The 24,783-nt window shown below is 71.0% G+C and carries 23 protein-coding genes and 1 tRNA gene; 6 read left to right on the forward strand and 18 right to left on the reverse strand.

Annotated elements, in window-relative coordinates:
* Positions 1–25: 25 nt before the first annotated feature.
* Together tmk and topA are read right to left on the reverse strand one after the other, a co-directional pair.
* Entirely contained in the window at positions 26–646 is a 621-nt protein-coding gene (gene tmk / locus BJY17_RS18470; protein WP_179550736.1) for a dTMP kinase, read from the reverse strand.
* A complete protein-coding gene (gene topA, locus BJY17_RS18475; protein WP_179550737.1) occupies positions 643–3,492 on the reverse strand; it encodes a type I DNA topoisomerase in 2,850 nt (949 codons plus the stop codon). The genes tmk and topA overlap by 4 nt, the downstream gene beginning before the upstream one ends.
* 212 nt (positions 3,493–3,704) lie before the next feature.
* Between topA and BJY17_RS07070 the strand changes: the two genes are divergently transcribed.
* Positions 3,705–3,941: a hypothetical protein gene (locus BJY17_RS07070; RefSeq protein WP_129230735.1), complete on the forward strand. Its 237-nt coding sequence runs from the start codon at positions 3,705–3,707 to the stop codon at positions 3,939–3,941.
* A gap of 9 nt (positions 3,942–3,950) precedes the next feature.
* On the opposite strand, the gene BJY17_RS07075 is transcribed toward BJY17_RS07070, so the two are convergent.
* The 5 genes from BJY17_RS07075 to BJY17_RS07095 all read right to left on the reverse strand — a co-directional run bounded on the left by BJY17_RS07075 (position 3,951) and on the right by BJY17_RS07095 (position 7,112).
* Entirely contained in the window at positions 3,951–4,358 is a 408-nt protein-coding gene (locus BJY17_RS07075) for an Rv3654c family TadE-like protein (RefSeq protein ID WP_322789773.1), read from the reverse strand.
* A 14-nt stretch (positions 4,359–4,372) separates the two neighbouring features.
* The gene (locus BJY17_RS07080; RefSeq protein WP_322789774.1) at positions 4,373–4,681 is read right to left on the reverse strand and encodes a TadE family type IV pilus minor pilin; all 309 of its coding nucleotides are present in this window, start codon (positions 4,679–4,681) and stop codon (positions 4,373–4,375) included.
* Between the two features lie 13 nt (positions 4,682–4,694).
* Entirely contained in the window at positions 4,695–4,883 is a 189-nt protein-coding gene (locus BJY17_RS07085) for a DUF4244 domain-containing protein (RefSeq protein ID WP_322789903.1), read from the reverse strand.
* A gap of 121 nt (positions 4,884–5,004) precedes the next feature.
* Complete coding sequence (locus tag BJY17_RS07090) at positions 5,005–5,991, reverse strand: type II secretion system F family protein (RefSeq protein ID WP_179550741.1); 987 nt, start codon at positions 5,989–5,991, stop codon at positions 5,005–5,007.
* Positions 5,988–7,112, reverse strand: coding sequence for a TadA family conjugal transfer-associated ATPase (locus BJY17_RS07095; RefSeq protein ID WP_179550742.1), 1,125 nt, complete (start codon positions 7,110–7,112; stop codon positions 5,988–5,990). Before BJY17_RS07095 ends, BJY17_RS07090 begins: the two co-directional genes overlap by 4 nt.
* Positions 7,113–7,576: 464 nt before the next feature.
* On the opposite strand from BJY17_RS07095, the gene acs reads away from it, so the two are divergent.
* A complete protein-coding gene (acs, locus tag BJY17_RS07100) occupies positions 7,577–9,529 on the forward strand; it encodes an acetate--CoA ligase (RefSeq protein ID WP_179550743.1) in 1,953 nt (650 codons plus the stop codon).
* An 81-nt stretch (positions 9,530–9,610) separates the two neighbouring features.
* On the opposite strand, the gene BJY17_RS07105 is transcribed toward acs, so the two are convergent.
* Both BJY17_RS07105 and BJY17_RS07110 read right to left on the reverse strand, forming a co-directional pair.
* Positions 9,611–10,081, reverse strand: coding sequence for a RidA family protein (locus BJY17_RS07105; protein WP_179550744.1), 471 nt, complete (start codon positions 10,079–10,081; stop codon positions 9,611–9,613).
* Positions 10,081–10,308 carry a hypothetical protein gene (locus BJY17_RS07110; RefSeq protein ID WP_179550745.1) on the reverse strand — a complete coding sequence of 76 codons (228 nt, stop codon included), beginning with the start codon at positions 10,306–10,308 and terminating at the stop codon, positions 10,081–10,083. The genes BJY17_RS07105 and BJY17_RS07110 overlap by 1 nt, the downstream gene beginning before the upstream one ends.
* A 185-nt stretch (positions 10,309–10,493) precedes the next feature.
* Here BJY17_RS07110 and BJY17_RS07115 point away from each other — a divergent pair, with 185 nt between their 5' ends.
* The 3 genes from BJY17_RS07115 (at position 10,494) to BJY17_RS07125 (ending at position 14,255) form a co-directional block, all read left to right on the forward strand.
* Positions 10,494–13,109, forward strand: a complete 2,616-nt coding sequence (locus tag BJY17_RS07115; RefSeq protein WP_179550746.1) for a transglycosylase domain-containing protein — start codon at positions 10,494–10,496, stop codon at positions 13,107–13,109.
* 32 nt (positions 13,110–13,141) lie between these two features.
* Positions 13,142–14,077 carry a metallophosphoesterase gene (locus BJY17_RS07120; RefSeq protein ID WP_246303677.1) on the forward strand — a complete coding sequence of 312 codons (936 nt, stop codon included), beginning with the start codon at positions 13,142–13,144 and terminating at the stop codon, positions 14,075–14,077.
* A 104-nt stretch (positions 14,078–14,181) separates the two neighbouring features.
* A tRNA-Pro gene (locus BJY17_RS07125) sits at positions 14,182–14,255 on the forward strand.
* A gap of 70 nt (positions 14,256–14,325) precedes the next feature.
* Here the strand turns inward: BJY17_RS07125 and BJY17_RS07130 are convergent.
* The 3 genes from BJY17_RS07130 to BJY17_RS07140 all read right to left on the reverse strand — a co-directional run bounded on the left by BJY17_RS07130 (position 14,326) and on the right by BJY17_RS07140 (position 17,674).
* Entirely contained in the window at positions 14,326–15,633 is a 1,308-nt protein-coding gene (locus BJY17_RS07130; protein ID WP_179550748.1) for a UDP-glucose dehydrogenase family protein, read from the reverse strand.
* A gap of 95 nt (positions 15,634–15,728) precedes the next feature.
* On the reverse strand, positions 15,729–16,850 hold the full coding sequence (locus tag BJY17_RS07135; protein ID WP_179550749.1) for a DUF418 domain-containing protein: 1,122 nt from the start codon (positions 16,848–16,850) through the stop codon (positions 15,729–15,731).
* Positions 16,847–17,674, reverse strand: a complete 828-nt coding sequence (locus BJY17_RS07140) for a universal stress protein (RefSeq protein ID WP_179550750.1) — start codon at positions 17,672–17,674, stop codon at positions 16,847–16,849. Before BJY17_RS07140 ends, BJY17_RS07135 begins: the two co-directional genes overlap by 4 nt.
* Before the next feature lie 39 nt (positions 17,675–17,713).
* Here BJY17_RS07140 and BJY17_RS18740 point away from each other — a divergent pair, with 39 nt between their 5' ends.
* On the forward strand, positions 17,714–17,836 hold the full coding sequence (locus tag BJY17_RS18740; protein WP_281371124.1) for a hypothetical protein: 123 nt from the start codon (positions 17,714–17,716) through the stop codon (positions 17,834–17,836).
* On the opposite strand, the gene BJY17_RS07145 is transcribed toward BJY17_RS18740, so the two are convergent.
* The 6 genes from BJY17_RS07145 to BJY17_RS07170 all read right to left on the reverse strand — a co-directional run bounded on the left by BJY17_RS07145 (position 17,830) and on the right by BJY17_RS07170 (position 24,637).
* Complete coding sequence (locus tag BJY17_RS07145) at positions 17,830–18,444, reverse strand: thymidine kinase (protein WP_179550751.1); 615 nt, start codon at positions 18,442–18,444, stop codon at positions 17,830–17,832. The two genes, BJY17_RS18740 and BJY17_RS07145, sit on opposite strands and share 7 nt — an antisense overlap.
* Positions 18,445–19,131, reverse strand: coding sequence for a response regulator transcription factor (locus BJY17_RS07150; RefSeq protein ID WP_179550752.1), 687 nt, complete (start codon positions 19,129–19,131; stop codon positions 18,445–18,447).
* The gene (locus tag BJY17_RS07155; RefSeq protein ID WP_179550753.1) at positions 19,118–20,269 is read right to left on the reverse strand and encodes a hypothetical protein; all 1,152 of its coding nucleotides are present in this window, start codon (positions 20,267–20,269) and stop codon (positions 19,118–19,120) included. The genes BJY17_RS07150 and BJY17_RS07155 overlap by 14 nt, the downstream gene beginning before the upstream one ends.
* Positions 20,266–21,588 carry a sensor histidine kinase gene (locus tag BJY17_RS07160; protein WP_179550754.1) on the reverse strand — a complete coding sequence of 441 codons (1,323 nt, stop codon included), beginning with the start codon at positions 21,586–21,588 and terminating at the stop codon, positions 20,266–20,268. The genes BJY17_RS07155 and BJY17_RS07160 overlap by 4 nt, the downstream gene beginning before the upstream one ends.
* 92 nt (positions 21,589–21,680) lie before the next feature.
* Complete coding sequence (locus tag BJY17_RS07165) at positions 21,681–22,790, reverse strand: Rv2578c family radical SAM protein (RefSeq protein ID WP_179550755.1); 1,110 nt, start codon at positions 22,788–22,790, stop codon at positions 21,681–21,683.
* A gap of 77 nt (positions 22,791–22,867) precedes the next feature.
* Positions 22,868–24,637, reverse strand: coding sequence for an ATP-binding cassette domain-containing protein (locus BJY17_RS07170; RefSeq protein ID WP_179550756.1), 1,770 nt, complete (start codon positions 24,635–24,637; stop codon positions 22,868–22,870).
* Positions 24,638–24,783 lie beyond the last annotated feature (146 nt).

Below are 24,783 nucleotides of genomic sequence, written 5' to 3' on the forward strand. Positions count from 1 at the left end.
GCGGCCGACGATGCGATCGACCTGTTCAGAGGAGCCCGGCCACTCGATCGCGGATCGCCGCGGCGATCTCCTCGACCGGCCTCGCCGCGTCGACGACGAGGAAGCGGGCGGGCTCCGCCGCTGCGAGCTCGAGGTACGCGCCGCGAACCCGGTCGTGGAACTCGGATGCCTCCGCCTCCAGCCGGTCGTAGCGCGTCCGCGCATCGTCGAGGCGGGTGCGCGCCGATGCGGCATCGAGATCGAGCAGGATCGTCAGGTCGGGCGCGAGGCCCTCGGTCGCCCACTCGGAGAGCCCGCGCACGGCCTCGGCGTCGAGCACTCGCCCGGCGCCCTGGTAGGCCACCGAGGAGTCGATGTAGCGGTCCTGGATGACGACCTCGCCGCGGGCGAGCGCCGGACGCACCACGGTCGCGACGTGGTGCGCGCGGTCGGCGGCGTAGAGCAGCGCCTCGGCGCGGGGCGCGATGTCGCCGCGATGGTGCAGCACGATCTCGCGCACCTCGACGCCGACCTCGGTGCCGCCGGGCTCGCGCGTGCGCACGATGGTGCGCCCGGACTCGACCAGCCAGGCACCGAGCAGTTCGGCCTGGGTCGTCTTGCCGGACCCGTCGCCGCCCTCGAGGGTGATGAAGAGCCCGTCGCTCACTGCTCGGTCGCCGCCTTCTTCGCGGGAGCCTTCTTCGCAGGCGCCTTCTTCGCGGTCGTCGTCTTCTTCGCGGGTGCCTTCTTGGCGGGGGCCTTCTTGGCGCGCGGCGCCGCCGGACCCTTGTCGCGCTTGATCTGCAGCAGTTCGACGGCGCGCTCGAAGGTGATGTCTTCGACCGACTCGGCGCGCGGGATGGTCGCGTTCGTGGTGCCATCGGTGACGTACGGCCCGAAGCGGCCGTCCTTCACCTTGATCGGCTTGCCGCTGACCGGGTCGGCCTCGAATTCCTTCAGCGCGCTCGACGCGGCTCGGCCGCCGTACTTCGGCTGGGCGAAGAGCTCGAGCGCACCGTCGAGGCCGATCTCGAAGATCGCGTCCTCGCTCGGCAGGGTACGCGTGTCGGTGCCCTTCTTCAGGTACGGGCCGTAGCGGCCGTTCTGCGCGGTGATCTCGACCTCGGTCTCGGGGTCCACACCCACGACGCGCGGCAGGTTCAGGAGCTTCAGGGCGGTCTCGAAGTCGATCTCGGCCACCTGCATGCTCTTGAAGAGCGACGCGGTGCGCGGCTTCTCGGCCGGGGGCTTCTTCGCGGCGCGCTTGGCCTTCGGCTTCGGCGCGTCGATCACCTCGCCCGTCGCCGGGTCGACGGTCGTCGCGGCCGCCTCGGCCTCGGGGGCCGCGACAGGCTCGGGGTCGAGCTCGGTGACGTACGGGCCGAAGCGGCCGTCCTTCACGACGACCTCTTTGCCGTTGTCGGGGTTCACGCCGAGCACGCGCGCCTCCTGCACGGGCGCGTCGATGAGCTCGCGGGCCTTCGCCTCGGTGAGCTCGTCGGGGGCGAGGCCCTCGGGCAGGTTCACCCGCCGGGGCGTCGCGTCGGGCGCGGCGCCCTCCTCGACGATCTCGAGGTAGGGGCCGTACTTGCCGATGCGCAGCGTGATGTCGGGCGCGATCTGCACCGAGTTGATCTCGCGGGCGTCGATCTCGCCGAGGTTGTCGACGACCTGGCGCAGACCCCGGTGCTTGTCGGAGCCGAAGTAGAAGCTGGAGAGCCAGTCGACGCGGTCGGCCTCGCCGGCCGCGATGTGGTCGAGGTCGTCCTCCATCTCGGCGGTGAAGTCGTACTCGACGAGGTCGCCGAAGTGCTCTTCGAGCAGCCGCACGACCGAGAAGGCGATCCAGCTCGGCACGAGCGCCTGGCCTCGCTGCGTGACGTAGCCGCGGTCGATGATCGTCGAGATGATCGAGGCGAACGTCGAGGGCCGGCCGATGCCGAGCTCCTCGAGTCGCTTCACGAGGCTCGCCTCGGTGTAGCGCGGCGGCGGCGAGGTCTCGTGCCCCTTGGCCTCGAGGTCGGCCATCGCGAGCGACTGGCCCTCCTTCAGCGGGGGCAGCTTCGCCTCGCCGGGCGTCTCCTCTGCGTTGCGCTCCTCGTCACGGCTCTCTTCGTACGCCGCGAGGAAGCCACGGAAGGTGATGACCGTGCCGCTCGCGGTGAACTCGGCGATCGTGCCGCCGACGGGTGCCGATGCCTCGGCGGGAGCCGCGGCATCCGTCGCCGTCGGCCCGACCTCGATCGTGACCGTGGCCGTCTGGCCCTTCGCGTCGGCCATCTGCGAGGCGACCGTGCGCTTCCAGATCAGGTCGTAGAGCTTGAACTCGCTGCCGCGCAGCACGCTCTGCAGCTCGGCGGGCGTGCGGAACACCTCGCCCGACGGGCGGATGGCCTCGTGGGCCTCCTGCGCGTTCTTCGACTTGCCGGCGTAGACGCGGGGCTTGTCGGGGATCGAGTCGGCACCGTAGAGCGCGGTCGCCTGCGTCCGGGCCGCGGTGATCGCCTGCTGCGACAGCGACGACGAGTCGGTTCGCATATAGGTGATGTAGCCGTTCTCGTAGAGCGACTGCGCCACGCGCATGGTGTCGCGGGCCGAGAGACGGAGCTTGCGGGCCGATTCCTGCTGCAGCGTCGACGTCGTGAACGGCGCCGCAGGGCGGCGCGAGTACGGCTTCGACTCGACCTTGGAGACGGTGCGCGAGACGGCGTCGTCGGCGAGCGCCGTGACGAGGGCCGCGGCGGTCGCCTCGTCGAGCACGACGGCCGTGCTCTTCAGCGTTCCGGCGTCGTCGAAGTCGCGGCCGGTCGCGACGCGCTCGCCGCCGAGGCGCACGAGCTTCGCCTCGAACGAGGTCGCGTTGTCGGATGCCTCGGCCGAGAAGCGGCCCGCGAGGTCCCAGTAGCCGGCGGCGACGAAGGCGAGGCGCTCGCGCTCGCGGTCGACGACGAGGCGGGTGGCGGCCGACTGCACGCGACCGGCGGACAGGCCGGGGCCGACCTTGCGCCAGAGCACGGGCGAGATCTCGTAGCCGTAGAGACGGTCGAGGATGCGCCGGGTCTCCTGCGCGTCGACGAGTGCGGTGTCGAGCTCGCGGGTGTTGTCCTTCGCCTTCTGGATGGCGTCCTTCGTGATCTCGTGGAAGACCATGCGGCGCACGGGCACCTTCGGCTTCAGCTCCTGCAGCAGGTGCCACGCGATGGCCTCGCCCTCGCGGTCCTCATCGGTTGCGAGCAGGAGTTCGTCGGCGTTCTTCAGCGCGCGCTTCAGCTCGGCGACGGTCTTCTTCTTGGAGTCGGAGACCACGTAATACGGCTCGAAGCCGTTGTCGACGTCGACGGAGAACTTGCCGAGCGGGCCCTTCTTGAGCTCGGCCGGCAGATTCTTGGGCTCGATGAGATCGCGGATGTGTCCGACGGACGACAGCACTTCGTAGCCGTCACCCAGGTATTGGGCGATCGACTTCATCTTGGTGGGCGACTCGACGATGACCAGTTTTTTCGCGCCTGACACCAGACTCCTCTTTGTTGACAATTGGGACGAGAACGCACATTCGAAGCCGCGCCCCCGAGCGGTGTGCCATCAGCCGGCGAAAATGCTGCGCCGACAGCCACACCATACACACACTGGCCGAGAGGAGGCGCACTCGCGGAACGGTCGAACCGGTTCCGCGCCGCTGCCTGTGCCCCCTTGCGGTTCTCGGAGTGCTGAGGAGAATGGCCATCATGGACACCTCAACGACGAGTTCGTACACGGCGATGCTGGTCGACGGGCCGCTCGAGGGGAAGACGGTGGCCACCGCCTTCCTCGAGTCCGGAGACCCGCGACCCCGCCTCGAGCTGAACACCGACCAGGGCAAGCACTACGTGTACTCCCGTGCGGCCGGCATGGAGTTCGCGGCGCCCGGAGACGACCGACCGACCGCGGTCGAGTACCGCTTCGTGGAGACCGTGTTCGACTGACCGATCAGGTCATGGGGGCGCCGCGCCCGGCCACCCGGGCGGTCCGGCGCGTGCCGAGGCCGTGACCGCGAACCCGGGCAACGCATCGATGACGACGGTGACGGATGCCGCGGCGCCGTCGCCCTCGCAGTCGCCGAGCCGTGCACCGTTGCGCGCGGCGACGGCGCCCGCGAGGCGGCAGGGCACGCCAGCGACGGCGCCCGACATGGCATCGGCCGCCGCGAGCGCGGCGGCATCGGCGGCGTTCGCCGCCCGCTGCGACACGACGAAGACGCCGAGCAGCGCGAGCAGCGCCACGGCGAGCGCGGTCATCGCGCCGATGATGCCGATCGCGAGCACGGATGCGGCACCCGCCTCAGCTGCTCTGTCGTGCTCGGCGCCGCGAGCACCCGCGCCACGGCGGGGCACATCGGTCACGGGCACCCGGCGCATCACCGCCCTCCCGTCACGGCGCACGAGTCGGCGCGCAACTCGATCGCGGCGAGCAGTCCGCCGCCCGAAGCGGTGAGCGTCGCGCACACGAACTGCCCGTCGGTCGCCGTCGAGAGCGCCGACCCGCCCGAGATGCGCTCGGCGATCGCAGCCGCCTCTGCCTCCGACTCGCCGCGACCGAGCGCCCGCGCCGCGTCGGCCGCGGCATCCGTCAGGCGCACCTGCTGGGCGGCCAACTGCACCGAGGCGAGGCAGGCCGCGAGCACGAGGGCGATCGCCGGCAGCGCGACCGCGAACTCCGCGGTCACGCTGCCGCGTTCGTCAGCCGACCGTGAGCGCATTCCGCACGAGGTCGGTGAGGATGCCGCGCACCTCGTCGCCGCGGAGGATGATGACGAGCAGCCCGGCGAAGCCGACCGCCGCCATCGTCGCCACCGCGTACTCGGCCGTTGCCGCTCCGCGCTCGCCTGCGAGCCGCGCGGCGGTCCGCACGGTGATCCGCCCGACGATGCCGCGGCCGCGACCTCGTCGGGTGCGACCCCGGGGCGGTGCGATGCTCGAGTCTGCGTGCATGGTGTTCCTTTCGGTGATGCCGGCGTACCGGCGGTCGGGTGGCACGAGTCGGGTCGGGTCACCGCGCACCGCCGAGGGTGCCCGTGACGACCGAGATCATGAGGGGCGCGACGCCGAGCAGCACGAACGCCGGGAGCACGCACAGTCCGAGGGGCAGCATGAGCCGCACGCCGAGCGCTGCGGCACGTTCGACCCCGGCGGACCTCGCGGCCCTGCGCAGGCGGAACGCCTCGGCACGCAGCAGTTCGGCGACCGGGGCGCCGGCACGCGCCGCGAGTCCGAGCACCGCGTCGACCTCGGCGCCGTCGCCGGCGTGCGGAACGAAGCGCACGATCGTGTCGCGGGTCAGGGCCCGCGCGCGATCGATCGACGAACCGCTCGACATGGCGATCGCCAGCAGTTCGAGCTCGAGACCGGCGTCGACCCGCGAGCGCCCGGCTCGCGCCGCGAGCGCCAGGTTCCACCGGTGGCCGCCCCAGAGGCTCGCGAGCCCGAGCGCGAGACAGGCGAGCCCGATGGGATTGCCGAACAGCACGCCCAGCGTGTCGAAGCCGAGCGTCGCCCCGAACAGCACCGCGATCGCGGGAAGCGCCATCACGAGCCGGGCGCTCGCGGCCGGGCCGGCGAGCGCCGCCCGCACCTCCCGGCGCAGTTGCGCCTCGTCGCGCAGCACCGCGGCGAGCTCGCGCAGGCTTCCCGCGAGCGGCGCGCCGGACTCGGCGGCGACACCCCACGCTGCAGCGAGCACCGGCCATGCTGCGGATGCCTCGGGGCGCGCGGGCAGCGAATCGACGATCGCCGGAGCGACCGGATCGCCGAGCCGCGCCGCCGTCGCGGCGACCGCGAGCACGTCCGCGTCGGCGCCGGAGATCGAGTCGGCGCCCACATTGCTCCATGCGCTCGGGGCCGGCACGCCCGCCGCGAGGAGCACCGCGAGCCGCTCGGTGACCGCGGCGATCGCATCGACCTCGTCCGCGGGGTCGGGCCGCTTGCGACCGGCGAGCCGATCGACGAGCCGCGGTCGCCCCGGCGCCTGCCCGCTCATGTCGCCTCGACCGCGAGGCGGTCGTCGCGTTGCTCGAACCGGCCCATCTGCGCGAGCCTGCGCCGGCCGTCGACCCGCTCGAGATGGAGCACGAGGTCGAAGGCGCTCACCGTCTGCCGCGCGAGCGCATCGGGCGAGAGGCCCGCGATCGCCCCGAGCGCCTCGAGCCGGGCCGGAACATCGGCGAGCGAGTTCGCATGCAGCGTGCCCGCGCCGCCGTCGTGGCCGGTGTTGAGGGCGGCGAGGAGGTCGCGGAGCTCGGCACCGCGGCATTCGCCGACGACGAGGCGATCGGGGCGCATGCGCAGCGCCTCCCGGAGCAGCGCGTCGAGCCCGACCCGGCCCGTGCCCTCGAGGTTGGCCTGCCGCGCCTCGAGCGAGACCACGTGCGGATGATCGACCTGCAGCTCGGCGACGTCTTCGATGACGACGAGCCGCTCGCGCTCGGGAGCCTCGGCGAGGAGGGCGGCGAGGAGGGTGGTCTTGCCGGTGCCTCCGGCGCCCGTCACGAGGAGGTTCTTGCGGGCGGCGACCGCGGCGCGCAGCGCCGACTCCTGCGACGGGTCGATCATGCCCGCCCGTGCGAGTGCGGCGAGCGGGAATCCCCCGGCCCGGGGCACACGCACCGAGATGGTCGTGCCCGTCGATGACACGGGCGGCAGCACCGCGTGCACCCGGATGCCGGCCCCCAGCCGTACGTCGACCGCGGGTGTCGCCTCGTCGATGTGGCGCCCGCCCCGGGCGATGAGCTGCACGGCGAGCGCGCGCACCTCGGCTTCGTCGGCCGTCCAGCCCGGCTCCCGTTCGGCACCGGCGCCACGATCGATCCAGAGGCCGCGGTCGCCGTTCACGAAGAGGTCGGTGACCGGCCCGTCGACGGCGAACGCCTCGAGCGGGCCGAGCAGCGACAGGTCTGCGCCGGGCCGTCGCGTCGCTGCGACCGACGCGGAGCCGCCGGTCGTGCCGACATCGCGGCCGGGCCGCACCGCACCCTGCGGGAAGGAAGCCGGAGGCTCGGCCCGCGACGCATCGCGGTCGCGCGGCCCGAATGCGCGCTCGACGGAGGACGGCACGAGGGGCTCCCGCTGCCAGGACGGCGACGCCACGAAGGGATGGGACATGTCGCGAGCGTAGGAACCCGGCACGGCCCCGCGGCATCCGCTCGCCCCCGGAAACGAAAAGAGCCTCCTCCACATCGTTGTGGAGGAGGACTCGATCGGGCTGCAACGCAGACGCGCGCTGCCTCTTAACGAAAGGGGGCGGCACCCATTGGGGGGAACAGGTGCCGCCTCGGCAGCGCAAGGATTGGGGGGAATCGCGAGCGCTGCAGGCCGCGAAACGAGTGTTCGGGCGGTACTCAGCATACGGCCTGCAGAAGGATGCGCAAGCATTTTCTGTCCTCATTTGTGCCGACACACAGAATTCTCTGCGCTTGGGCACAGGAACGCGCGTCATTCGGCTCGAATTCCGCTGTGCGACGCTACAGGACGTCAGGATTCCTCACCCGATCGGACCGGCGGGTAGTGTGCTGCGTGGGGCAGGCGACCCATCCGAAGAACACTCGCGAAGGAGCGACTGAAGAACCATGACCGTTCAGATCGATCACGCGCTCGAGGAGATCCGGCGATTCCGCCCGAGCCCCGAGTTCGCCGCCCAAGCCGTCGCCGACGAGCGCCTCTACGAAGCCGCGGCGGCCGACCGCCTCGGCTTCTGGGCCGACCAGGCCCGCGAACTGCTCACCTGGAGCACGCCGTTCACCCAGACCCTCGACTGGTCGAATCCGCCCTTCGCCAAGTGGTTCCACGACGGCGAGCTCAACGTCGCGCACAACTGCCTCGACCGCCACGTCGAAGCCGGCCTCGGCGACCGCGTCGCCCTCCACTTCGAGGGCGAGCCGGGCGACAGCCGCTCGATCACGTACGCCGAGCTGACGGCCGAGGTGAAGCGCGCCGCGAACGCGCTCCTCGCACTCGGCGTGCAGGCCGGCGACCGGGTCGCCATCTACCTGCCGATGATCCCCGAGGCCGTCGTCGCAATGCTCGCGTGCGCCCGCATCGGCGCCGTGCACTCCGTCGTGTTCGGCGGATTCTCGTCGAAGAGCCTGCAGTCCCGCATCGACGATGCGCAGGCCGAGGTCGTCATCACCGCCGACGGCGGCTACCGCAAGGGCAAGGCGTTCCCGCTGAAGCCCACGGTCGACGAGGCCATCGAGGCCGCCGAGACCACCGTGCGATCGGTGCTCGTCGTGAACCGCACCGGCGGCGACGTGGCCTGGGTCGAGGGGCGCGACGTGTCGTGGAGCGAGCAGCTCGCCGCCGCCGACGCCGAGCACGAGGCGCAGGGCTTCAACGCCGAGCACCCGCTGTTCATCCTCTACACCTCGGGCACCACCGGCAACCCCAAGGGCATCCTGCACACCTCGGGCGGCTACCTCACCCAGGCGGCGTTCACGCACAGGAACGTCTTCGACCTGCACCCCGAGCGCGACGTCTACTGGTGCACGGCCGACGTCGGCTGGATCACCGGCCACTCCTACGTCGTCTACGGGCCGCTCGCCAACGGCGCCACCCAGGTGCTCTACGAGGGCACGCCCGACACGCCCCACCCCGGCCGCTGGTGGGAGATCATCGAGAAGTACCGGGTCTCGATCCTCTACACGGCGCCCACCGCCATCCGCTCGTTCATGAAGCAGGGCCGCGACGTCGTGCGCGACTACAACGTGCGGTCGCTGCGCCTGCTCGGCTCGGTCGGCGAACCGATCAACCCCGAGGCCTGGATCTGGTACCGCCACGTCATCGGCGGCGGCTCCATCCCCGTGGTCGACACGTGGTGGCAGACCGAGACCGGCGCGATCATGATCTCGGCACTGCCCGGCATCACCGACCTGAAGCCCGGTTCGGCGCAGGTTCCCGTGCCCGGCATCTCGATCGACATCGTCGACGACGACGGCAACCCGATCGAGGGCGAAGGCGGGGGCCTCCTCACGATCACCGAACCGTGGCCGTCGATGCTCCGCGGCATCTGGGGCGACCCCGAGCGCTTCAAGGAGACCTACTGGGAGAAGTTCGGCGACAAGTACTTCGCCGGCGACGGCGCCCGCCGTGATGAAGACGGCGACATCTGGCTGCTCGGCCGGGTCGACGACGTCATGAACGTCTCGGGCCACCGGCTCTCGACCGCCGAGATCGAGTCCTCGCTCGTCGCCCACCCGTGGACGGCCGAGGCCGCGGTCGTCGGCGCGTCCGACGAGGCGACCGGCCAGGCCGTGGTCGCCTTCGTCATCCTGAAGGCCAGTCAGGCCGACCAGGTCACCGATGTCGCGGCCGCCAGCGACGAGCTGCGCAAGCACGTCGCCCAGCAGATCGGCGCGATCGCCCGGCCGCGTCAGGTGTTCATCGTCAACGAGCTGCCGAAGACGCGCTCGGGCAAGATCATGCGCCGCCTCCTCCGCGACCTCGCCGAGGGCCGCGAGATCGGCGACACGACGACGCTCGCCGACACCTCGATCATGCAGGTCATCAGCGAGCAGGTGAAGTAGGGCCCCACCGGGCCTGAGACGACGGATGCCGCGTCGGGAGCGATCCCGACGCGGCATCCGTCGTTCGTGGCGAGCGTTCGACTACGCGAACTCCACCACCAGTTCGAGCTCGACCGGCGAGTCGAGCGGCAGCACCGCGACGCCGACCGCCGAACGGGCGTGGCGACCCGCGTCGCCGAAGATCTCGCCGAGCACCTCGGATGCGCCGTTGATGACTCCCGGCTGGCCGGTGAACGAGGGGTCCGATGCCACGAAGCCGACGAGCTTCACGATGCGGGTGACCCGGTCGAGGGATCCGATCTCGGCGCGCACGGCCGCGAGGGCGTTGAGCACGCACGTGCGGGCATAGGCCTTCGCGTCGTCGGCCGGCACGAGCCCGTGGCCGTCGCCGACCTTGCCGGTCGCCGGCAGGGCGCCCGCGGTGAAGGGCAACTGGCCCGAGGTGTAGACGTGGGCGCCGGTGACGACGGCCGGCACGTATGCGGCGACGGGCGGCGCCACATCGGGCAGTTCGATGCCGAGCTCGGCCAGACGCGCCTCGACGGCGGCCATCAGGCCTGTCCCTCGAACTGCTTCGCGGCCTGCGCTGCGGCCGCGGCTCCCGCGGATGCCGCTGCCGACGACTCGCCGCCGGTGGGACGCTTCAGGTAGGCGACGAGCCCGCCCTCGGGGCCCTGCACGATCTGCACGAGCTCCCATCCCTCGGAGCCCCAGTTGTTCAGGATCGCCGCGGTGTTGTGGATGAGCAGCGGAGTGGTGATGTACTCCCAGGTCGTCATGGTTCCTCGTCTCTGTGTCGCCTGCATCGACCGACCCGCGGTCGTCACGCAGCGGCGTGGTCGAACGGAGCGCGGGATTCGCGTACTTCGGCGCGCCTCCGCCGCGATGCAACGTTCAGCCTGCATAGCGGGATTTGTCAGCCTTCTCCGTTAAGCTCCACTATATGTCTGCCCAAAAACGTACGATGAGCGACGTCGGCGCCGGAATCCTCGGCTTCGTCGGCATGAGCGCTCTCGCCGGCGTGCTCGTCACCGCCGCAGTGACTCCGGCCCTCGCCGTCACCGGCATGGCCGCGAACAACAGCATCACGATGTTCGAGAACCTGCCCGGGTATCTCCAGATCGAGGAGTTGGCGCAGAAGTCCACGATCTACGCGGTCAAGCCCGACAAGTCGCCCGTGCCGCTGGCCAACTTCTACGACGACAACCGCGAGGAAGTGGCGTTCGACTACATCTCGCAGTTCCTCAAGGACGCGGCGATCGCCGGTGAGGACCCGAGGTTCTACGACCACGGCGGCATCGACATCGCGGGCACCGTGCGAGGCGCACTCAGCACCGCGCTCGACAAGGGCACCCAGGGTGGATCCTCGATCACCCAGCAGTACGTGAAGAACGTGCTCGTCGCGAACGACATGGCGAAGGCGACGACCGACGAGGAACGTGCCGAGGCGTGGGAGAAGCACACCCGCACGTCGATCGACCGCAAGCTCAAGGAGATGCGGTACGCGATCGCCGTCGAGAAGGAGTACCCGAAGGACGAGATCCTCCGCGGCTACCTCAACATCGCCGGATTCGGCGGGCAGATCTACGGCGTGCAGACCGCCGCCTCCTACTACTTCGGCACGAACGCGAAGGACCTCTCGCTCGCGCAGGCGGCGAGCCTGATCGCGATCGTCAACAGCCCCGAGGAGTTCCGACTCGACTACCCCGAAGACGAGCTCAACGGTGCCGCGACGGTGGTCGACGGCGAACCCGTGCCCTATGCGCGCAACAAGGAGCGCCGCGACTACATCCTCGGCAAGATGCTCTCCGAGAAGAAGGTCACCCAGGAGCAGTACGACGCAGCCGTCGCGGAGCCGGTGGCGCCGAAGATCACCGAGCCCTCGAGCGGATGCCAGGCCGCGGGCATCTACGCCTACTTCTGCGACTACGTGACGTGGGAGATCAAGAACAAGCTCGACGATCCCAAGACCGAAGACGTCAACGAGGGCGCCCGCATGCTCGAGCGCGGTGGCCTCGACATCTACACGACGATCGACGTCGATCTGCAGACCACGGCCGATTCCGCAGTGCACGAGAACGTGCCGGCTTCGGCGGAGGGCATCAACGTCGGCGGATCAGCGGTCTCGGTCGAGGTCGGCACCGGTCGCATCCTCGCGATGGCGCAGAACACCACGTACAACGTCGACCCCGACGTCACCGGCGACCAGTACGACGCGGTGAACTACAACGCGCCGATCGACTACGGCAGCTCGCACGGCTTCCAGCCCGGCTCGACGTTCAAGATCTTCACGCTCGGCCAGTGGCTCAACGAGGGGCACTCGGTCAACGAGAGCGTCGACGCGAAGAAGCGCTCGAACTGGGGCACCTTCCAAGACAGCTGCGACGGCCCGAAGGAGGCCGGCGACTGGGACCCGCGCAATGACGAGGGCAACAGCGGCGGCTTCCAGAGCGCCTTGTACAACACCGTCACCTCCCAGAACACCGGCTTCGTGGCGATGGCGAAGCAACTCGACCTCTGCGGTATCAAGAACACCGCAACGGGCCTGATGAGCGCCGGCCGTGCCGACGGCAAGCCGCTCGGCGAGGGTCTCGACGAGAACGGCGATCGAATCCCGTTCGGCCCCTCCGCGGTGCTCGGCACCGAAGAGATCGCCCCGATCTCGATGGCCACGGCGTTCGCTGCCGTGGCAGGCGGCGGCAAGTCGTGCACCCCGATCGCGATCGACAGCATCACCGATGCCAACGGCGAGCCGATCGAGGTGCCGAAGTCGACGTGCACGCAGGCGGTCACCGCCGACGTGGCGGCCGGCATGAACTACGCCCTGCAGCGCGTGATGACCGAGGGCACCGGCCGATCCTCGCGTTGGCAGATGGACACCTCCGACACCCCGATGATCGGCAAGACCGGTACCACCGATGACGCCTGGGCGACCTGGATGAGCGGCGCCTCGTCACGGGTGGCGACGGTGGTCGGCGTGTACAACGTCACGGGAGGTGTCAACCTCCGCGACACCTACTTCGACGGCGAGCAGGCAGCTACGCTCCGACACAACATCTGGCCGCGCATCATGGACGTCGCGAACACCAAGTACCCGGGCTCCGACTTCCCCGAGCCGAAGCAGGAGTACCTGTCGACCCCGATGGCAGCCGTGCCGAGCGTGCTCGGTCTCGCCCCTGCAGCCGCCCAGAAGGCCCTCGAACAGGCCGGATTCGGCTGGACGATGGACGGCGAAGTGGACTCGTCGCAGCCGAAGGGCACGATCGGCAGCCAGTCGGCCACCGGCCAGGCTCCGCGCGGCGCGACGATCTCCCTGAAGACGAGTCGCGGCAACCAGTCGGGTGTCCCCGACGTGACCGGCATGCAGGCTGACCTGGCCGAAGCCGCCCTCGCGGCGGCCGGCTTCCGCGTCGAGCGGAACGAGGAGGGCACGAGCGACCCGACCAAGGTCGGATTCGTGATCTCGCAGTCGCCGGGGTCCGGTGAGAACGCCAAGGCCGGTTCGAAGGTGACGATCGTGGTCGGCCGCCTCGACGGCGGCGACGGTGGCGACGGCGGCAACCCCCCGGGCAACGGTTGACCGCCCGCTTGACGCCCGTCGCGCGGATCGCCTTGGCGATCGGCGCGGCGGGCGTCGCCGCCTTCGCCTACGGCTCGCTGGTCGAGCGCACGCGATGGACGCTCCGCCGAGTGGACGTCCCGGTGCTTCCGCCGGGCGCGGAGCCGATCCGCGTGCTGCACCTCTCCGACCTGCACATGGCGCCCTGGCAGCGCGACAAGCAGGATTGGGTGCGGAGCCTCGCCGCGCTGCAGCCCGATCTCGTCGTCGACACCGGCGACAACCTCGGGCATGAACGCGGCATCGAGGGAGTCCGCCGGGCGCTCGAGCCGTTCCGCGGCGTGCCGGGCGTGTTCGTCAACGGTTCGAACGACTACTACGGCCCGGTGCTGAAGAACCCGTTCGCCTACTTCTCCGGACCGTCGCGCCTCGGCCGACGCGCGAAGCCGATCGACATCGGCGAGCTGCACGCCTTCTTCGACGAGCTCGGCTGGCACGACCTCGACAACACCGCGACGGCCCTCGACCTGCGCGGCACCCATTTCGAGTTCTTCGGTGTCGACGACCCGCACAAGGGCTACGACCGACTCGACCTCATCACCGCGGCGATCGACGAGTTGCGCGCCGAAGACCCGCTGGGCGATGAGACGTGGCCCGACGAGGCATCCGCTGCCGTTCGCAACACCGTGACCGTCGGCGTCGCCCACGCGCCCTACCAGCGCGTGCTCAACTCGTTCGTGAACCACGGCGCGCAGCTCATGCTCGCCGGGCACACGCACGGCGGTCAGGTCTGCGTGCCGGGCTTCGGCGCACTCGTCACCAACTGCGACATCCCCCGCGACCAGGTCAAGGGCCTCAGCGTCTGGCGGCACGGACTGCGGTCGGCGTTCCTCAACGTCTCAGCTGGCCTCGGCACGTCGATCTACGCTCCGGTGCGGTTCGCGTGCCCGCCCGAGGCGACGTTGCTGACGCTCGTGCCCACCGAATAGTCCTTCGCGGGCAGATCGCGGCGGGCAGTCGCCCATCGGGAGCCCGGGGTGGTCTGACGGCCTCGATTTATCGGCTATTCTTGTTGAGGCTCGCAAGGGCCACCCGGGGTGTGGCGCAGCTTGGTAGCGCGCGTCGTTCGGGACGACGAGGTCGCAGGTTCAAATCCTGTCACCCCGACCGGGTGAAACCCCCTCCTTCGGGAGGGGGTTTTCTCATACCCGCCGGCGAACGGCCCACGCGACGACGGCTACGGTCGGCCGATGCCCCGGTACTGCCAGCCGGCAGACCGCCACACGGCGGGATCGAGCACGTTGCGCCCGTCGATGATGCGCCGCTCCCCCACGAGCCGTCCGGCGGCCTCAGGGTCCAGTGCGCGGTACTCGTTCCACTCGGTCGCGAGGATCACGAGATCCGCACCGAACAGGGCCTCACGCGTCGTCGACGCCGTTCCGAGGTCGGGGCGTCGCGCCAGCGCGTTGTCGAGCCCCTCGGGGTCGGTCACGACGACCTCGGCGCCGAGCTCCTGAAGGCTGATCGCGATGTCGAGCGCCGGCGAGTCGCGCACATCGTCGGAATCGGGCTTGAAGGTCACGCCGAGCACCGCGACCTTCTTACCGGTCGCAGCGCCCCCGAGGGCCTGCAGCGCGAGATCCACCACTCGGCGCCGCTGACGCAGGTTGGTCTCGTCGACCTCGCCGAGGAAGGCGAGCGTGTCGTTCAGGCCGAGCTCCTCGGCCCGGGCGATGAACCCGCGGATGTCCTTCGGAAGGCAGCCGCCGCCGAAGCCGACACCCGCATTGAGGAAACGGCGGCCGATGCGGGCGTCGTGCCCGATCGCATCGGCGAGCGCCGTGACATCCGCGCCGGTGGCGTCGGCGATCTCGGACATCGCGTTGATGAAGCTGATCTTCGTCGCGAGGAAGGCGTTCGCGGCGACCTTCACGAGTTCGGCCGTCGCGTAGTCGGTGACGATGCGAGGCGTGCCCGCCTCGATCGCGGCACGGTAGACGTGATCGAGCACGGATGCCGCGCGGTCGTCTTCCTCGCCGACGCCGTAGACCAGACGGTCGGGGGAAAGCGTGTCCTTCACGGCGAAGCCCTCGCGCAGGAACTCGGGATTCCACGCGAGGCCGGCGTGCGGCGCCGCTGCGGCGAGTCGTTCGGCGAGGCGGGCGGCCGTGCCGACGGGCACCGTGCTCTTGCCGACGATGAGCGCGCCGTCGGCCAGGTGCGGCAGCAGCGCGTCGAACGCGGCATCGACGAACGAGACGTCGGCCGCTCCCGTCTCGGCGGACTGCGGCGTGCCGACGGCGAGGAAGTGCACCTCGGCGCCCGCTGCGTCGGCGATGTCGGTGCTGAACCGCAGCCGCCCGCTCGCCGTCGCCGATGCGAGGATCTCGGGGAGCCCCGGCTCGTAGAAGGCCGGCCGTCCGGCCGCGAGCGCTGCGATCTTGCGTTCGTCGACGTCGATGCCGACCACGTCGTGGCCGAGTTCGGCCATCGCGGAGGCGTGCACCGCACCGAGGTAGCCGCAGCCGATGACGGAGATGCGCATGGAGATCCTCCCGATCGAACCGTTCCATTCTGCCGTACCGACGGTGCGCCCACGCCGGATCGGAGCGGCACCGGCATCGGATCGCCGTCCGCGGTTCACCGCGAGCCGGAGGCCCGCGCGGCATCCGCTCTGCTCCGACCGCTCGCCCACCGGAGCGCCCGCTCGAGCGGCCCCCGGCCGAGGTAGCGCCGCCACAGCCAGGCGAAGACCATCGACCCGACGATCAGCCCGAGCAGCAGCTCGAACGAGTCGTCGGTGGAGTACCCGCCCTCGATGCGGATGGATGCGGCGAGCACGACGAGGTGCAGCGTGTAGATCGTGAGCGGCATCGCCCCCATCGCGATGACCGGCGAGAGCACCGCGCCTGCCACGCGGCGCACCGACGGGCGCGCGAAGAACGTCAGGAGCAGCATCCCGGCCACGACGACGACACCGACGCCGACGTTGCCGAGCACTTCGAGCGAGGTGCGCAGCGCCGAGGTCCAGGCGTCGGCCTCACCGGCGGATGCCTCGTCGGCACCGCCGGGCATGAGCGCGACGACCGGCAGCAGCACCGCGGCCGTGGCGGCCCCCGCGAGCGCAGCGACCGTCACCACCCGCGGCGAGGCCAGGTCGAAGCGCACGAGGGCGAGGCCGATCATCATCACCGGAACCCACTCCACGACCGGATAGGCGCCGCTGATGAACCAGTCGACGACGATCGCGAACGGGCCCTGTCGCAGCTCGACGACCAGATCGGTGGTGCTCGCGAGCGCGGCGAACCCCGGCATGATCGCGAGCAGGGCGATGCCGGCGCCGAGTGCCGCACGCGCCGGCAGGAACAGCAGCGGCAGCATGACGAGGAATGCGACCCCGTAGACATCGAGGATGATGAACACGAGCGGATGCAGGGTCACGGCGATGAGCACTCCCAGCACGATGAGGATCACCGCTCGGATCGCGATCTGACGCCGCAGCTCGCCCCGCCCCCCGACGATCGGCCGAGTGCCGCCCGAGATGAAGGCCAACCCCATGCCCGCGGTGAGCGCGAACAGCAACCGTGGACGTTCGTCGGCGATCGCCAGGAGCGCGGCCAGGTCGGCGGAGGCCGCGGCGGGCGCGACATGCGCGACGAACATGCCGATCAGCGCCAGCCCTCGCGCGGCGTCCACGCCGTCGACCCGCCTCGCTCCGGGCGAGACCGAGGTCGCCGCGGCGACGCGTGCGGCGTCGGTCATCTGACCACGATCGTCGGCGTCACGAGGTCGGCGAGCACGCCCTGGCTGACGGATCCGAGGAGGAACCGCGCGAGCGCGCCGCGTCCATGGCTGCCGACCACGAGCATGCGTGCCTCCGAAGCGGCCTCCGTGAGGTCGTGCACGGGGTCGCCGGCGACGACGGTGCGCCGCACGTCGAGTCCCGGATGCGCGGCGGCGACGGGTGCCAGTGCGGCGTCGAGGATCTCCGACTCCGCGCGGGCGAGGTCGTCGGCAGCGATGAGCGGGGCGCCGTAGCCGTACTCGCCGCCGACCATCGCGACGACGTCCCAGGAATGCACCGCGATGAGCGACTCGCCGGCGCGGTCGGCCTCATCGGCGGCGAACGAGAGGGCGTGATCGGAGATGTGCGAACCGTCGACCCCGACCACGATGCCCCGACGTTCGCCGGGATCGCGGTCGGGGATGACCGCGACCGCCGCACGGCTCACCGCGGCGATGCGCAGGCTCAGCACTCGGCGCCGACTCGCCCGTCGACCCTCGTGCCAGTCGCTGCCGACCACGAGCATCTCGGCGTCGGCCGAGATGCGCTCGAAGACGTCGATCGGAGACCCGCGTTCGAGCGTCGTGACGACCTCGAGGCCGGCATCGACGGCAGTGGCGACCGCGGCGGCCTCGTCGAGGCATTCCCGCGCCCGGAACTCGGCGGGCTCGCTCGACGCCTCGTCGACGACATGCACGAGTCGCAACCTGCTCCCGGATCCGGATGCCCGTTTCGCCGCCCAGCCCACGGCGCGCTCCGTGGCCGAACCGCCCGTGCCGACACCCACCGCGATCTCGTTCATGGCGCACCTCCGTGGAGCCTCACTCCATCATCACGCGCCATGCACCGAATGCACCAGACCCGCCCACGCGCGCCGTGCGCCGCCTCGATGCCGGAGGCCGCCGGCGCGCCGACGATCGCCGACCTGCACCGGCACCGGGTCGCCGAGGCATCCGCTCAGTGACGGCCGTTCAGCACTCCACCGCTCTCGGCGAGGTAGCAGACCCCGCAGAGCGACTCGTAGGTGACCGCCTCGCCGTCGATCGCGACCTGGGCGCCGTCGAAGACGAACCGCCCCTCGATCAGTCGCGCGTTGAAGATGGCCTTCCGGCCGCACCGGCAGATCGTCTTCAGCTCCTCGAGGCTGTGCGCGACCTCGAGCAGTCGCCGGCTGCCGGGGAACGCCACGGTCTGGAAGTCCGTGCGAATGCCGTAGGCGAGCACCGGCACGCCGTCGAGGAGCGCGATGCGCAGCAGGTCGTCGACCTGGTCGGAGTTCAGGAACTGCGCTTCATCGACGAGCAGGCAGCTCACGTCGCGGCCGCGCTGCTCGGTCACGCGTTCACGATGCGCCGCGAACAGCTCGCGCACACTCGAGTCGGGCCCGATGGTGAAGTCCACCTCGCGCACGACGCCGAGGCGCGACACGATGTCGCAGTCGCCCTTCGTGTCGATCGCGGGCTTGGCGAGCAGCACCTGGTGCCCGCGCTCCTCGTAGTTGAACGCCGCCTGGAGCAACGCCGTCGACTTGCCGGAGTTCATCGCCCCATAGCGGAAGTACAGCTTCGCCATCTATTCGAGATACCCGTCCTCCGCCGCACGGCGGATCAGCTCGGCCTTGCGACTGGCGGGGCGCCCGGCCTTCGCGTACTTCTCCCGCACGCGTCGGAGGTAGGTCTTCGCCGTCTCGTAGCCGACCTCCATGCGCCGGCCGACCTCGACCGTGCTGAGGCCCTGGGCGTAGTAGCGCAGCGCCTTCTCCTCGGCCGCGCTCAGCGCAACGCCGTGGCGGTCGGGAACGACGCCGGCGCCCGCTGCGACCGGATCCGCCGACGACGGCTGCCGCTGCACCCGTTCTCCGCGCATCACGCGCCGCGCGTAGTCGACGAGTTCGTCGGCCGGCAGGGTCTTCGACACGAAACCGGCGGCGCCGGCCACGAGCGAGCGCCGGCGCGACTCCTCGTCGTCGATGGCGGTCACGACGATCACCTTCGCCCCGGCCGCGCGACAGGCACGGATGCGGGACTCGATCGAGACGGTGTCGCCGAGCTGCAGGTCCATCAGCACCAGGTCGACGGGGAACTCCGGGTCGCGCACGAGATCCATCCAGCTCGTGGCACGGATGACCACGTTGAAGTCCGCGGCGACGTCGGTGAACCAGCGGGCGAGCCCGTCGACGATGAGTTCATGGTCGTCGAGGATCGCCAGCCGATGCGGCGGTGTGGGCACCGGTGTCGGCGCCTGTTCAATCGATGTCATAGCTCAACCCCACCTTCACATTCTCTCGCGTCAGCTCGGCATCCGCACGCAGGGCGACCGCGCGTGCCACGGCGACGAAACGGTCGAGCTCTCGTCGGCTCGGTGGGGAGGCGCCAGAATCGGCGACGAGCAGGATGTCTCGGTTGCCGCCGCCGTCGCTCCCGCCGGTGAAGGCGACTTTGATGAGCCGGGATCGCGCGGAGTCGCCGAGCCAGGAGATCAAGGCGGTCAGGGCGGAGCGCTGATCGGCGGTGAGCGCCGCCGCCGCACCGGTCGGGTCGTCGATGATCGTGTCGACGCCGCGGCTCAGTCGGATGTTCGCGGCGAGCTCGTCGAGCCACGTGGACTCGATGCCCGCTCGCAACGCCCGGCGGAGCGCTTCGGCCAGTTCTCGTGCCCGGTCGGCGTCGGCCACCGAGATGCGCTCGGCCGTCATCACCCCCGCGAGGAAGGGCAGCACCTCGCGCCCGAGCACCGAGACGCGGCTCTGCTGCACCGAGCGGGCGATGCCCGCTCGCAACTCGGCGTCGCGCTGCAGTGCCGCCCGGTTGGCCTCGCGCTGCCAGGCGAGGGTCTCGGCCACGATGCCGTACGAATACCCGGCCGCCGCCGCGGACATCGCCAGCACCGGTGCCGAGTTCAGCGTGATCAGCGCGGCGACCGGCGCATCCGATGCCGCGTACATCGACGCCCCGACGACGAGGATCGAGAGGACGGCCGCCGAGAACACGCCGGCGAGCGCCGCCGAGACCCAGGTGCAGAAGGGGGCGAGCGAGAGGATCAGCATGCCGATGACCGTCGGCCCGAAGTCGTCGTAGAACTGCCTGTTGTTGCCGACGGTGCTGACGTACTCGGCGATCGCCCCGCCGACCGCGAGCGTCACGACGAGCCAGAGACGTTCGTTCGTGAACGGCGCCCGCGCCGGCGACGACGCGAACACGGCGGCGACGCCCGCGGCCGCCACGAGCACGAGCGCGATCACGGCGGCCGGGGGCGAGCCCACCTCGCTCCAGTGCGACCAGGTCAGTCCCGAGGCGAGGAGGAAGGCGAGGACCGCCCCGACGAGCACGATCGGCGACGCGCTGATCGCCCCGATCGGGTCGGCCTCCTGCTGGGTGAAGCGCAGATGCCCGCTCATTCGCCGCCCTCCGGCACCGTGAGCACGATCGTCGTGCCGATGCCCTTGGTCGACCAGAGTCGGACCGTGCCCTGCTCCTGTTCGATCCGGGCGCGGATCGAGGTGCGCAGCCCGATGCGGTCGGGCGGCACTTCGCTCTCGTCGAATCCCACGCCGCTGTCCATGACTGCGACCGTCACTTCACCGCCGCCGAGACCCAGCGCGAGCTCGGCCTGATCGACGCCGGCGTGGCGGGCGACGTTGATGAGGCACTGCGCGACCGCGGCGTCGAGTGCGGCGACCCGACGCGGTCCGAGCGTGCCCAGCACCGCGAAGTCGCCCGTGACCCGCACCTCGAGGCCGGCATTGGCCGCCGCCGAGAACGCGTGCGCGAGCGACGGCACCGTCTCCTCGACCGGCGTGCGAGGATCGGCGGCCGCGACGTTGCCGCGTGGGCGGCCGCGCCATCCGTTCTGTCGTCCGTTGGATACGGCAGGAGATGGCGAGGCGGGCGCGAACGAACGCTGGGCCGTGGCTCCCCGGACGATCGCCCCCGAAGCCGGATCGTTGTACAGCGCGTGGTCGATCGCCCAGTCGCGCCCCACGATGAGACCCAGATCCTGGCGGATGCCGACGCGCAGGCGTTCATCGACCGGCCCCGACCCGGCTGCCGCGATGGCCACCAGATGGCTGAGCGCCGTGTCGTGCAGGCGCGCGATGGCACGGAGCTCGTAGTCGTGGCGGATCGCGAGCTCTCGCGTCTGCTGACTGGCCCGATGGAGGCCGGTTTCGCGGCGCATGTCGGACTTGCGCGTGACTCCGTCGAACACCCGCACGATCACGACCACCGCGAACGCGAAGCAGACGGCGAGATTCGGCGCGTAGACGCCGCCGGCGATGACGACGCCGAGGAACGCCGCAGCCTCGCTCAGCGCGAACCCGAGGGTCGCCCAGGTGAGCGCGATCGCCGAACCCGCGCCCGCGCCGCCGACGAGGAGGAGCGCGGTGCCGGGCAGGGCGAGCACCGCGTTGTTGGTCGTCGGGAACTCGCCGCCGGGCATGAGCATGATCGTGATCGCCACCACGACCCCGGCACCGACGATGAGGTACAGCACGGTCAGCAGCACGGTCGGGTACCGGGCGACGAGCGTGAGCAGCACGATCATGATGATCAGGAGCAGCGCACCGGTCCACCGATCGGGCTGGCCGCCGAAGGTCGCCATGACGCCGCCGAGCACCACTCCGAGCGCGAGGCAGGTGAACGCCGCTCCGTGCCCCGCGGTCGCGAGCGCCCGGCTCAGGGACTCGCGTGCAAGATGTCCCGGCAACCCCAGGGTCATCGTGATCCTCCGCTCGTACCGCCTGCGAACACCACTGTTCGGGCCTCTTGCGGATTATCCCAGTTTCCGGGGGGCTCGCGGGGACGACGCGGTCAGAACAGGGCCGACGGGTCGGGCGGGAGACTCAGCGATTCGGGGAGCCGCCCGCCGGCAGCGACCAGGCGCGCACGCCCCGGGGCGTGATCGCCGCCCGTCGATGCGCCCGCGAGCGCGGAGGAGCGCACTCCCCCGGTGACCGGGTCTTCGCGCCCGTGGTCGAGGCCGTGCCTCCTGATCAACGGCCGAATCCGCTGGCCGAGCCACTGCCGATACGCCTTCGGCGCGTAGGCGTTGGTGCCGTAGAACATGGAGCGGTACTTCGGCACGAGCTCGGGGTGGGCGCGCTCGAGCCACTGCATGAACCACGGCTTCACCGCACCGCGCAGATGCAGTGCGGAATAGAGCACACTCGTGCCGCCGGCCGCCTTCACGGAGCGCAATGCCTCGTCGAGGTGGGCCTTCGTGTCGGTGAGGTACGGCAGGATCGGCATCAGGAACACCGAGCAGTCGAGCCCCGCATCGCGCACCGCGGTGACGGTCGCGAGACGCGCCTTCGTGCTCGGGGTGCCCGGCTCGACGGAGTGCTGCAGTTCGTCGTCGTAGATCGCGATCGACATCGCGGCGTCGACGGGCACGTGCGCGGCGGCCTCGACGAGCAGCGGCAGGTCGCGACGCAGCAGCGTGCCCTTGGTCAGGATGCTGAACGGCGTGCCGCTCGCCGCGAGCGAATCGATGATGCCCGGCATGAGCGCGTAGCGCCCCTCTGCCCGCTGGTAGGGGTCGGTGTTGGTGCCGAGTGCCACGGGTTCGCGCCGCCACGACGGCCTCGCGAGCTCGCGTCGCAGCACCTCGGCGACGTTGACCTTCACGATGATCTGCCGATCGAAATCGTCACCGGCGTCGAGGTCGAGGTAGGTGTGCGTCGGCCGAGCGAAGCAGTAGGCGCAGGCATGCGTGCAGCCCCGATAGGGATTGATGGTCCACCCGAAGGGCATCGCCGACTGGCCGGGCACGCGATTGAGCGCGGACTTCGCGAGCACCTCGTGGAACGTCACCCCGGCGAAGTCGGGGGTCTGCACCGAGCGCACGAGGTTGTTGAGCTTCGCGAGCCCAGGCAGCGCGCCCGACTGCTCGATGCCCAGCTCCTGCCCGCTCCAACGCATACCGCTATTCGAACACATGTTCGAATGAGAAGCAAACGGATGCCGCGGCGACACGCGCCCCGCGGCATCCGCTCACGTCACCGGAGCGCGCCGACCCGCACCGCGCTGCCCGCCGCGAGTTCGAGCTCCTCGCCCGCCCACCGCCGCCGCAACCACCGGTCGTGGCTGGCGATGACGACGGCGCCGGGGTACGCGCCGAGGGCGTCCTCGAGGTCGGTGGCGAGCCCGAGCGAGAGGTGGTTCGTCGGCTCGTCGAGCAGGAACACGTGCGGTGGTCGCGCGATCACGAGCGCGAGCGCGAGCCGGCGCTGCTGCCCGACCGAGAGCGCCCCGACCGGGCGCGACTCGTCGCGCGGGGCGACCAGGCCGAGGCTGCCGAGCGGCACCTGCTCCGCACGCCGCTCGCCGAGCGCGCGCTCGTAGAGCCGACGCGGCGAGGCGGTGGGGTCGGCGAAGCGCACGTCCTGCTCGAGCAGCTGCACGCGCAGGCCCTTGCGCCGGTGCACGGCGCCCCGGTCGACGCGCTGCGCGCCGGCGAGCACGTTCAGGAGCGTCGACTTGCCCGCACCGTTCGCTCCCGTCACGAGCAACCGCGTGAGCGGTGCCACCTGCAGCGCCTCGAGCGAGAGCCGGCCGTCGACCGCGACCTCCGACAGGTGCAGCAGCAGGCCGGACTCCTCGTCGAACGCGTGCGAGCCCGAGGGGATGCCCGCGAAGACGAGCGGCGCGGGCGGCTTCGGCACCTGCTCGCGCTCGAGGGTCTCGAGCCTGAGCTGGGCGTTCCGCACCCGCCGGCTCACCTGCTGCTCGACGCGATCGCCTCGGCGCCCGAACGCCATCTTGTTCCGGTCGGAGATGGGCGCGTTGTGCGAGACCGCGCGAGCGGTCTCGGCGAAGCCGATGCGCAGTCGCCGCAGCTCCTCCTGCTCGTCGTCGTACTGCCGCAACCAGCGCTGCCGTTCCTCGGCCTTCACCTCGAGGAACTCGCTGAATCCGCCGCCGAAGACGGCCCCGCCCGCAGCGGCGAGCGATCGATCGGGAGCGGCGTCCTGCATGCCGGGCGCGGGCGTCGCACCGGCGAGCGCGAGCGCGCCCGCCCGCCCGGGGTCGAGGTCGAGCAGCCCGGTGGCCGCCCGGTCGAGGAACGCCCGGTCGTGGCTCGCGAACACGACCGGCCCGCGCCACGCGCGCAGCCGATCCTCGAGGAAGGCCGCTGCGGCATCGTCGAGGTGGTTCGTCGGCTCGTCGAGCAGCAGCGCGTCGGGCGCGCTGAGCAGCAGCGCGGCGAGCGCGAATCGCGAGCGCTGTCCGCCCGAGAGCTCGTCGACGCGGCGATCGAGGCCGAGTGCGCCGACGCCGAGCCCGTCGAGCAGTTCGTCGCGGCGCGCCTCGGCGCTCCACACCTCGGCACCTTCAGCGGCGTCGAGCGCCGCCGAGTACCGGGCGTCTGCGGCGGCGGAGGCGGCGACGCCGAGCGCCGCAGCAGCGTCGTCGAGCTCGCGCTCGACCGCGCGCACCTCGGCGAGGGCGGCCTCGAGCACCTCGCCGATGCGCTCGTCGGGGCCGAACGGCAGCTCCTGGGCGAGCAGCGCGGTGCGGCGCGGCCGGGTGATGCGACCGGAGGTCGTGGCCTCCGGGCCGACGGATGCCGCGGCATCCGCTCGCTCGAACTCGCCGGCCACGAGCCGGAGCAGCGTGGACTTGCCGGCCCCGTTCTCGCCGATGAGACCGAGCCGCTGGCCCGGCGGGACCGCGAAGCCGAGGTCGGAGAACACGCGTCGGTCGGGATACGAGACGGAGAGCCCGTCGACGCGGAGATAGTGGGAATGGATGACGGATACAGCCATGCGGTACGCCCTTTGCGCGTATGCCCCCGGGCGGCCGTCGGATGCCGCGGCGCGCGTGCTGCGAGCACGATGCACCGAACTGCGGAACGCGGGCGCGCGGCGCCGGCGACCGCCCGGGAGCGGAGAGGATCCCGCCGGGCATTGCC

The organism is Agromyces hippuratus, from assembly GCF_013410355.1.
Classification (GTDB): domain Bacteria; phylum Actinomycetota; class Actinomycetes; order Actinomycetales; family Microbacteriaceae; genus Agromyces; species Agromyces hippuratus.

Excerpts from the sequence above, each read along its gene's own strand:
- BJY17_RS07135 (WP_179550749.1), bottom strand. The coding sequence starts at position 16,850 with ATGACCGACGCCGCACGCGTCGCCGCGGCGACCTCGGTCTCGCCCGGA.
- BJY17_RS07145 (WP_179550751.1), bottom strand. The coding sequence starts at position 18,444 with ATGGCGAAGCTGTACTTCCGCTATGGGGCGATGAACTCCGGCAAGTCG.
- BJY17_RS07105 (WP_179550744.1), bottom strand. The coding sequence starts at position 10,081 with ATGGCCGCCGTCGAGGCGCGTCTGGCCGAGCTCGGCATCGAACTGCCC.
- BJY17_RS07130 (WP_179550748.1), bottom strand. The coding sequence starts at position 15,633 with ATGCGCATCTCCGTCATCGGCTGCGGCTACCTCGGTGCGGTGCACGCC.
- BJY17_RS07090 (WP_179550741.1), bottom strand. The coding sequence starts at position 5,991 with ATGAGCGGGCAGGCGCCGGGGCGACCGCGGCTCGTCGATCGGCTCGCC.
- BJY17_RS07110 (WP_179550745.1), bottom strand. The coding sequence starts at position 10,308 with ATGACGACCTGGGAGTACATCACCACTCCGCTGCTCATCCACAACACC.
- BJY17_RS07155 (WP_179550753.1), bottom strand. The coding sequence starts at position 20,269 with ATGAGCGGGCATCTGCGCTTCACCCAGCAGGAGGCCGACCCGATCGGG.
- BJY17_RS07095 (WP_179550742.1), bottom strand. The coding sequence starts at position 7,112 with ATGTCCCATCCCTTCGTGGCGTCGCCGTCCTGGCAGCGGGAGCCCCTC.
- BJY17_RS07140 (WP_179550750.1), bottom strand. The coding sequence starts at position 17,674 with ATGAACGAGATCGCGGTGGGTGTCGGCACGGGCGGTTCGGCCACGGAG.
- BJY17_RS18740 (WP_281371124.1), top strand. The coding sequence starts at position 17,714 with ATGCACCGAATGCACCAGACCCGCCCACGCGCGCCGTGCGCCGCCTCG.
- BJY17_RS07170 (WP_179550756.1), bottom strand. The coding sequence starts at position 24,637 with ATGGCTGTATCCGTCATCCATTCCCACTATCTCCGCGTCGACGGGCTC.
- BJY17_RS07160 (WP_179550754.1), bottom strand. The coding sequence starts at position 21,588 with ATGACCCTGGGGTTGCCGGGACATCTTGCACGCGAGTCCCTGAGCCGG.
- BJY17_RS07165 (WP_179550755.1), bottom strand. The coding sequence starts at position 22,790 with ATGCGTTGGAGCGGGCAGGAGCTGGGCATCGAGCAGTCGGGCGCGCTG.
- acs (WP_179550743.1), top strand. The coding sequence starts at position 7,577 with ATGACCGTTCAGATCGATCACGCGCTCGAGGAGATCCGGCGATTCCGC.
- BJY17_RS07070 (WP_129230735.1), top strand. The coding sequence starts at position 3,705 with ATGGACACCTCAACGACGAGTTCGTACACGGCGATGCTGGTCGACGGG.
- BJY17_RS07115 (WP_179550746.1), top strand. The coding sequence starts at position 10,494 with ATGAGCGACGTCGGCGCCGGAATCCTCGGCTTCGTCGGCATGAGCGCT.
- BJY17_RS07150 (WP_179550752.1), bottom strand. The coding sequence starts at position 19,131 with ATGACATCGATTGAACAGGCGCCGACACCGGTGCCCACACCGCCGCAT.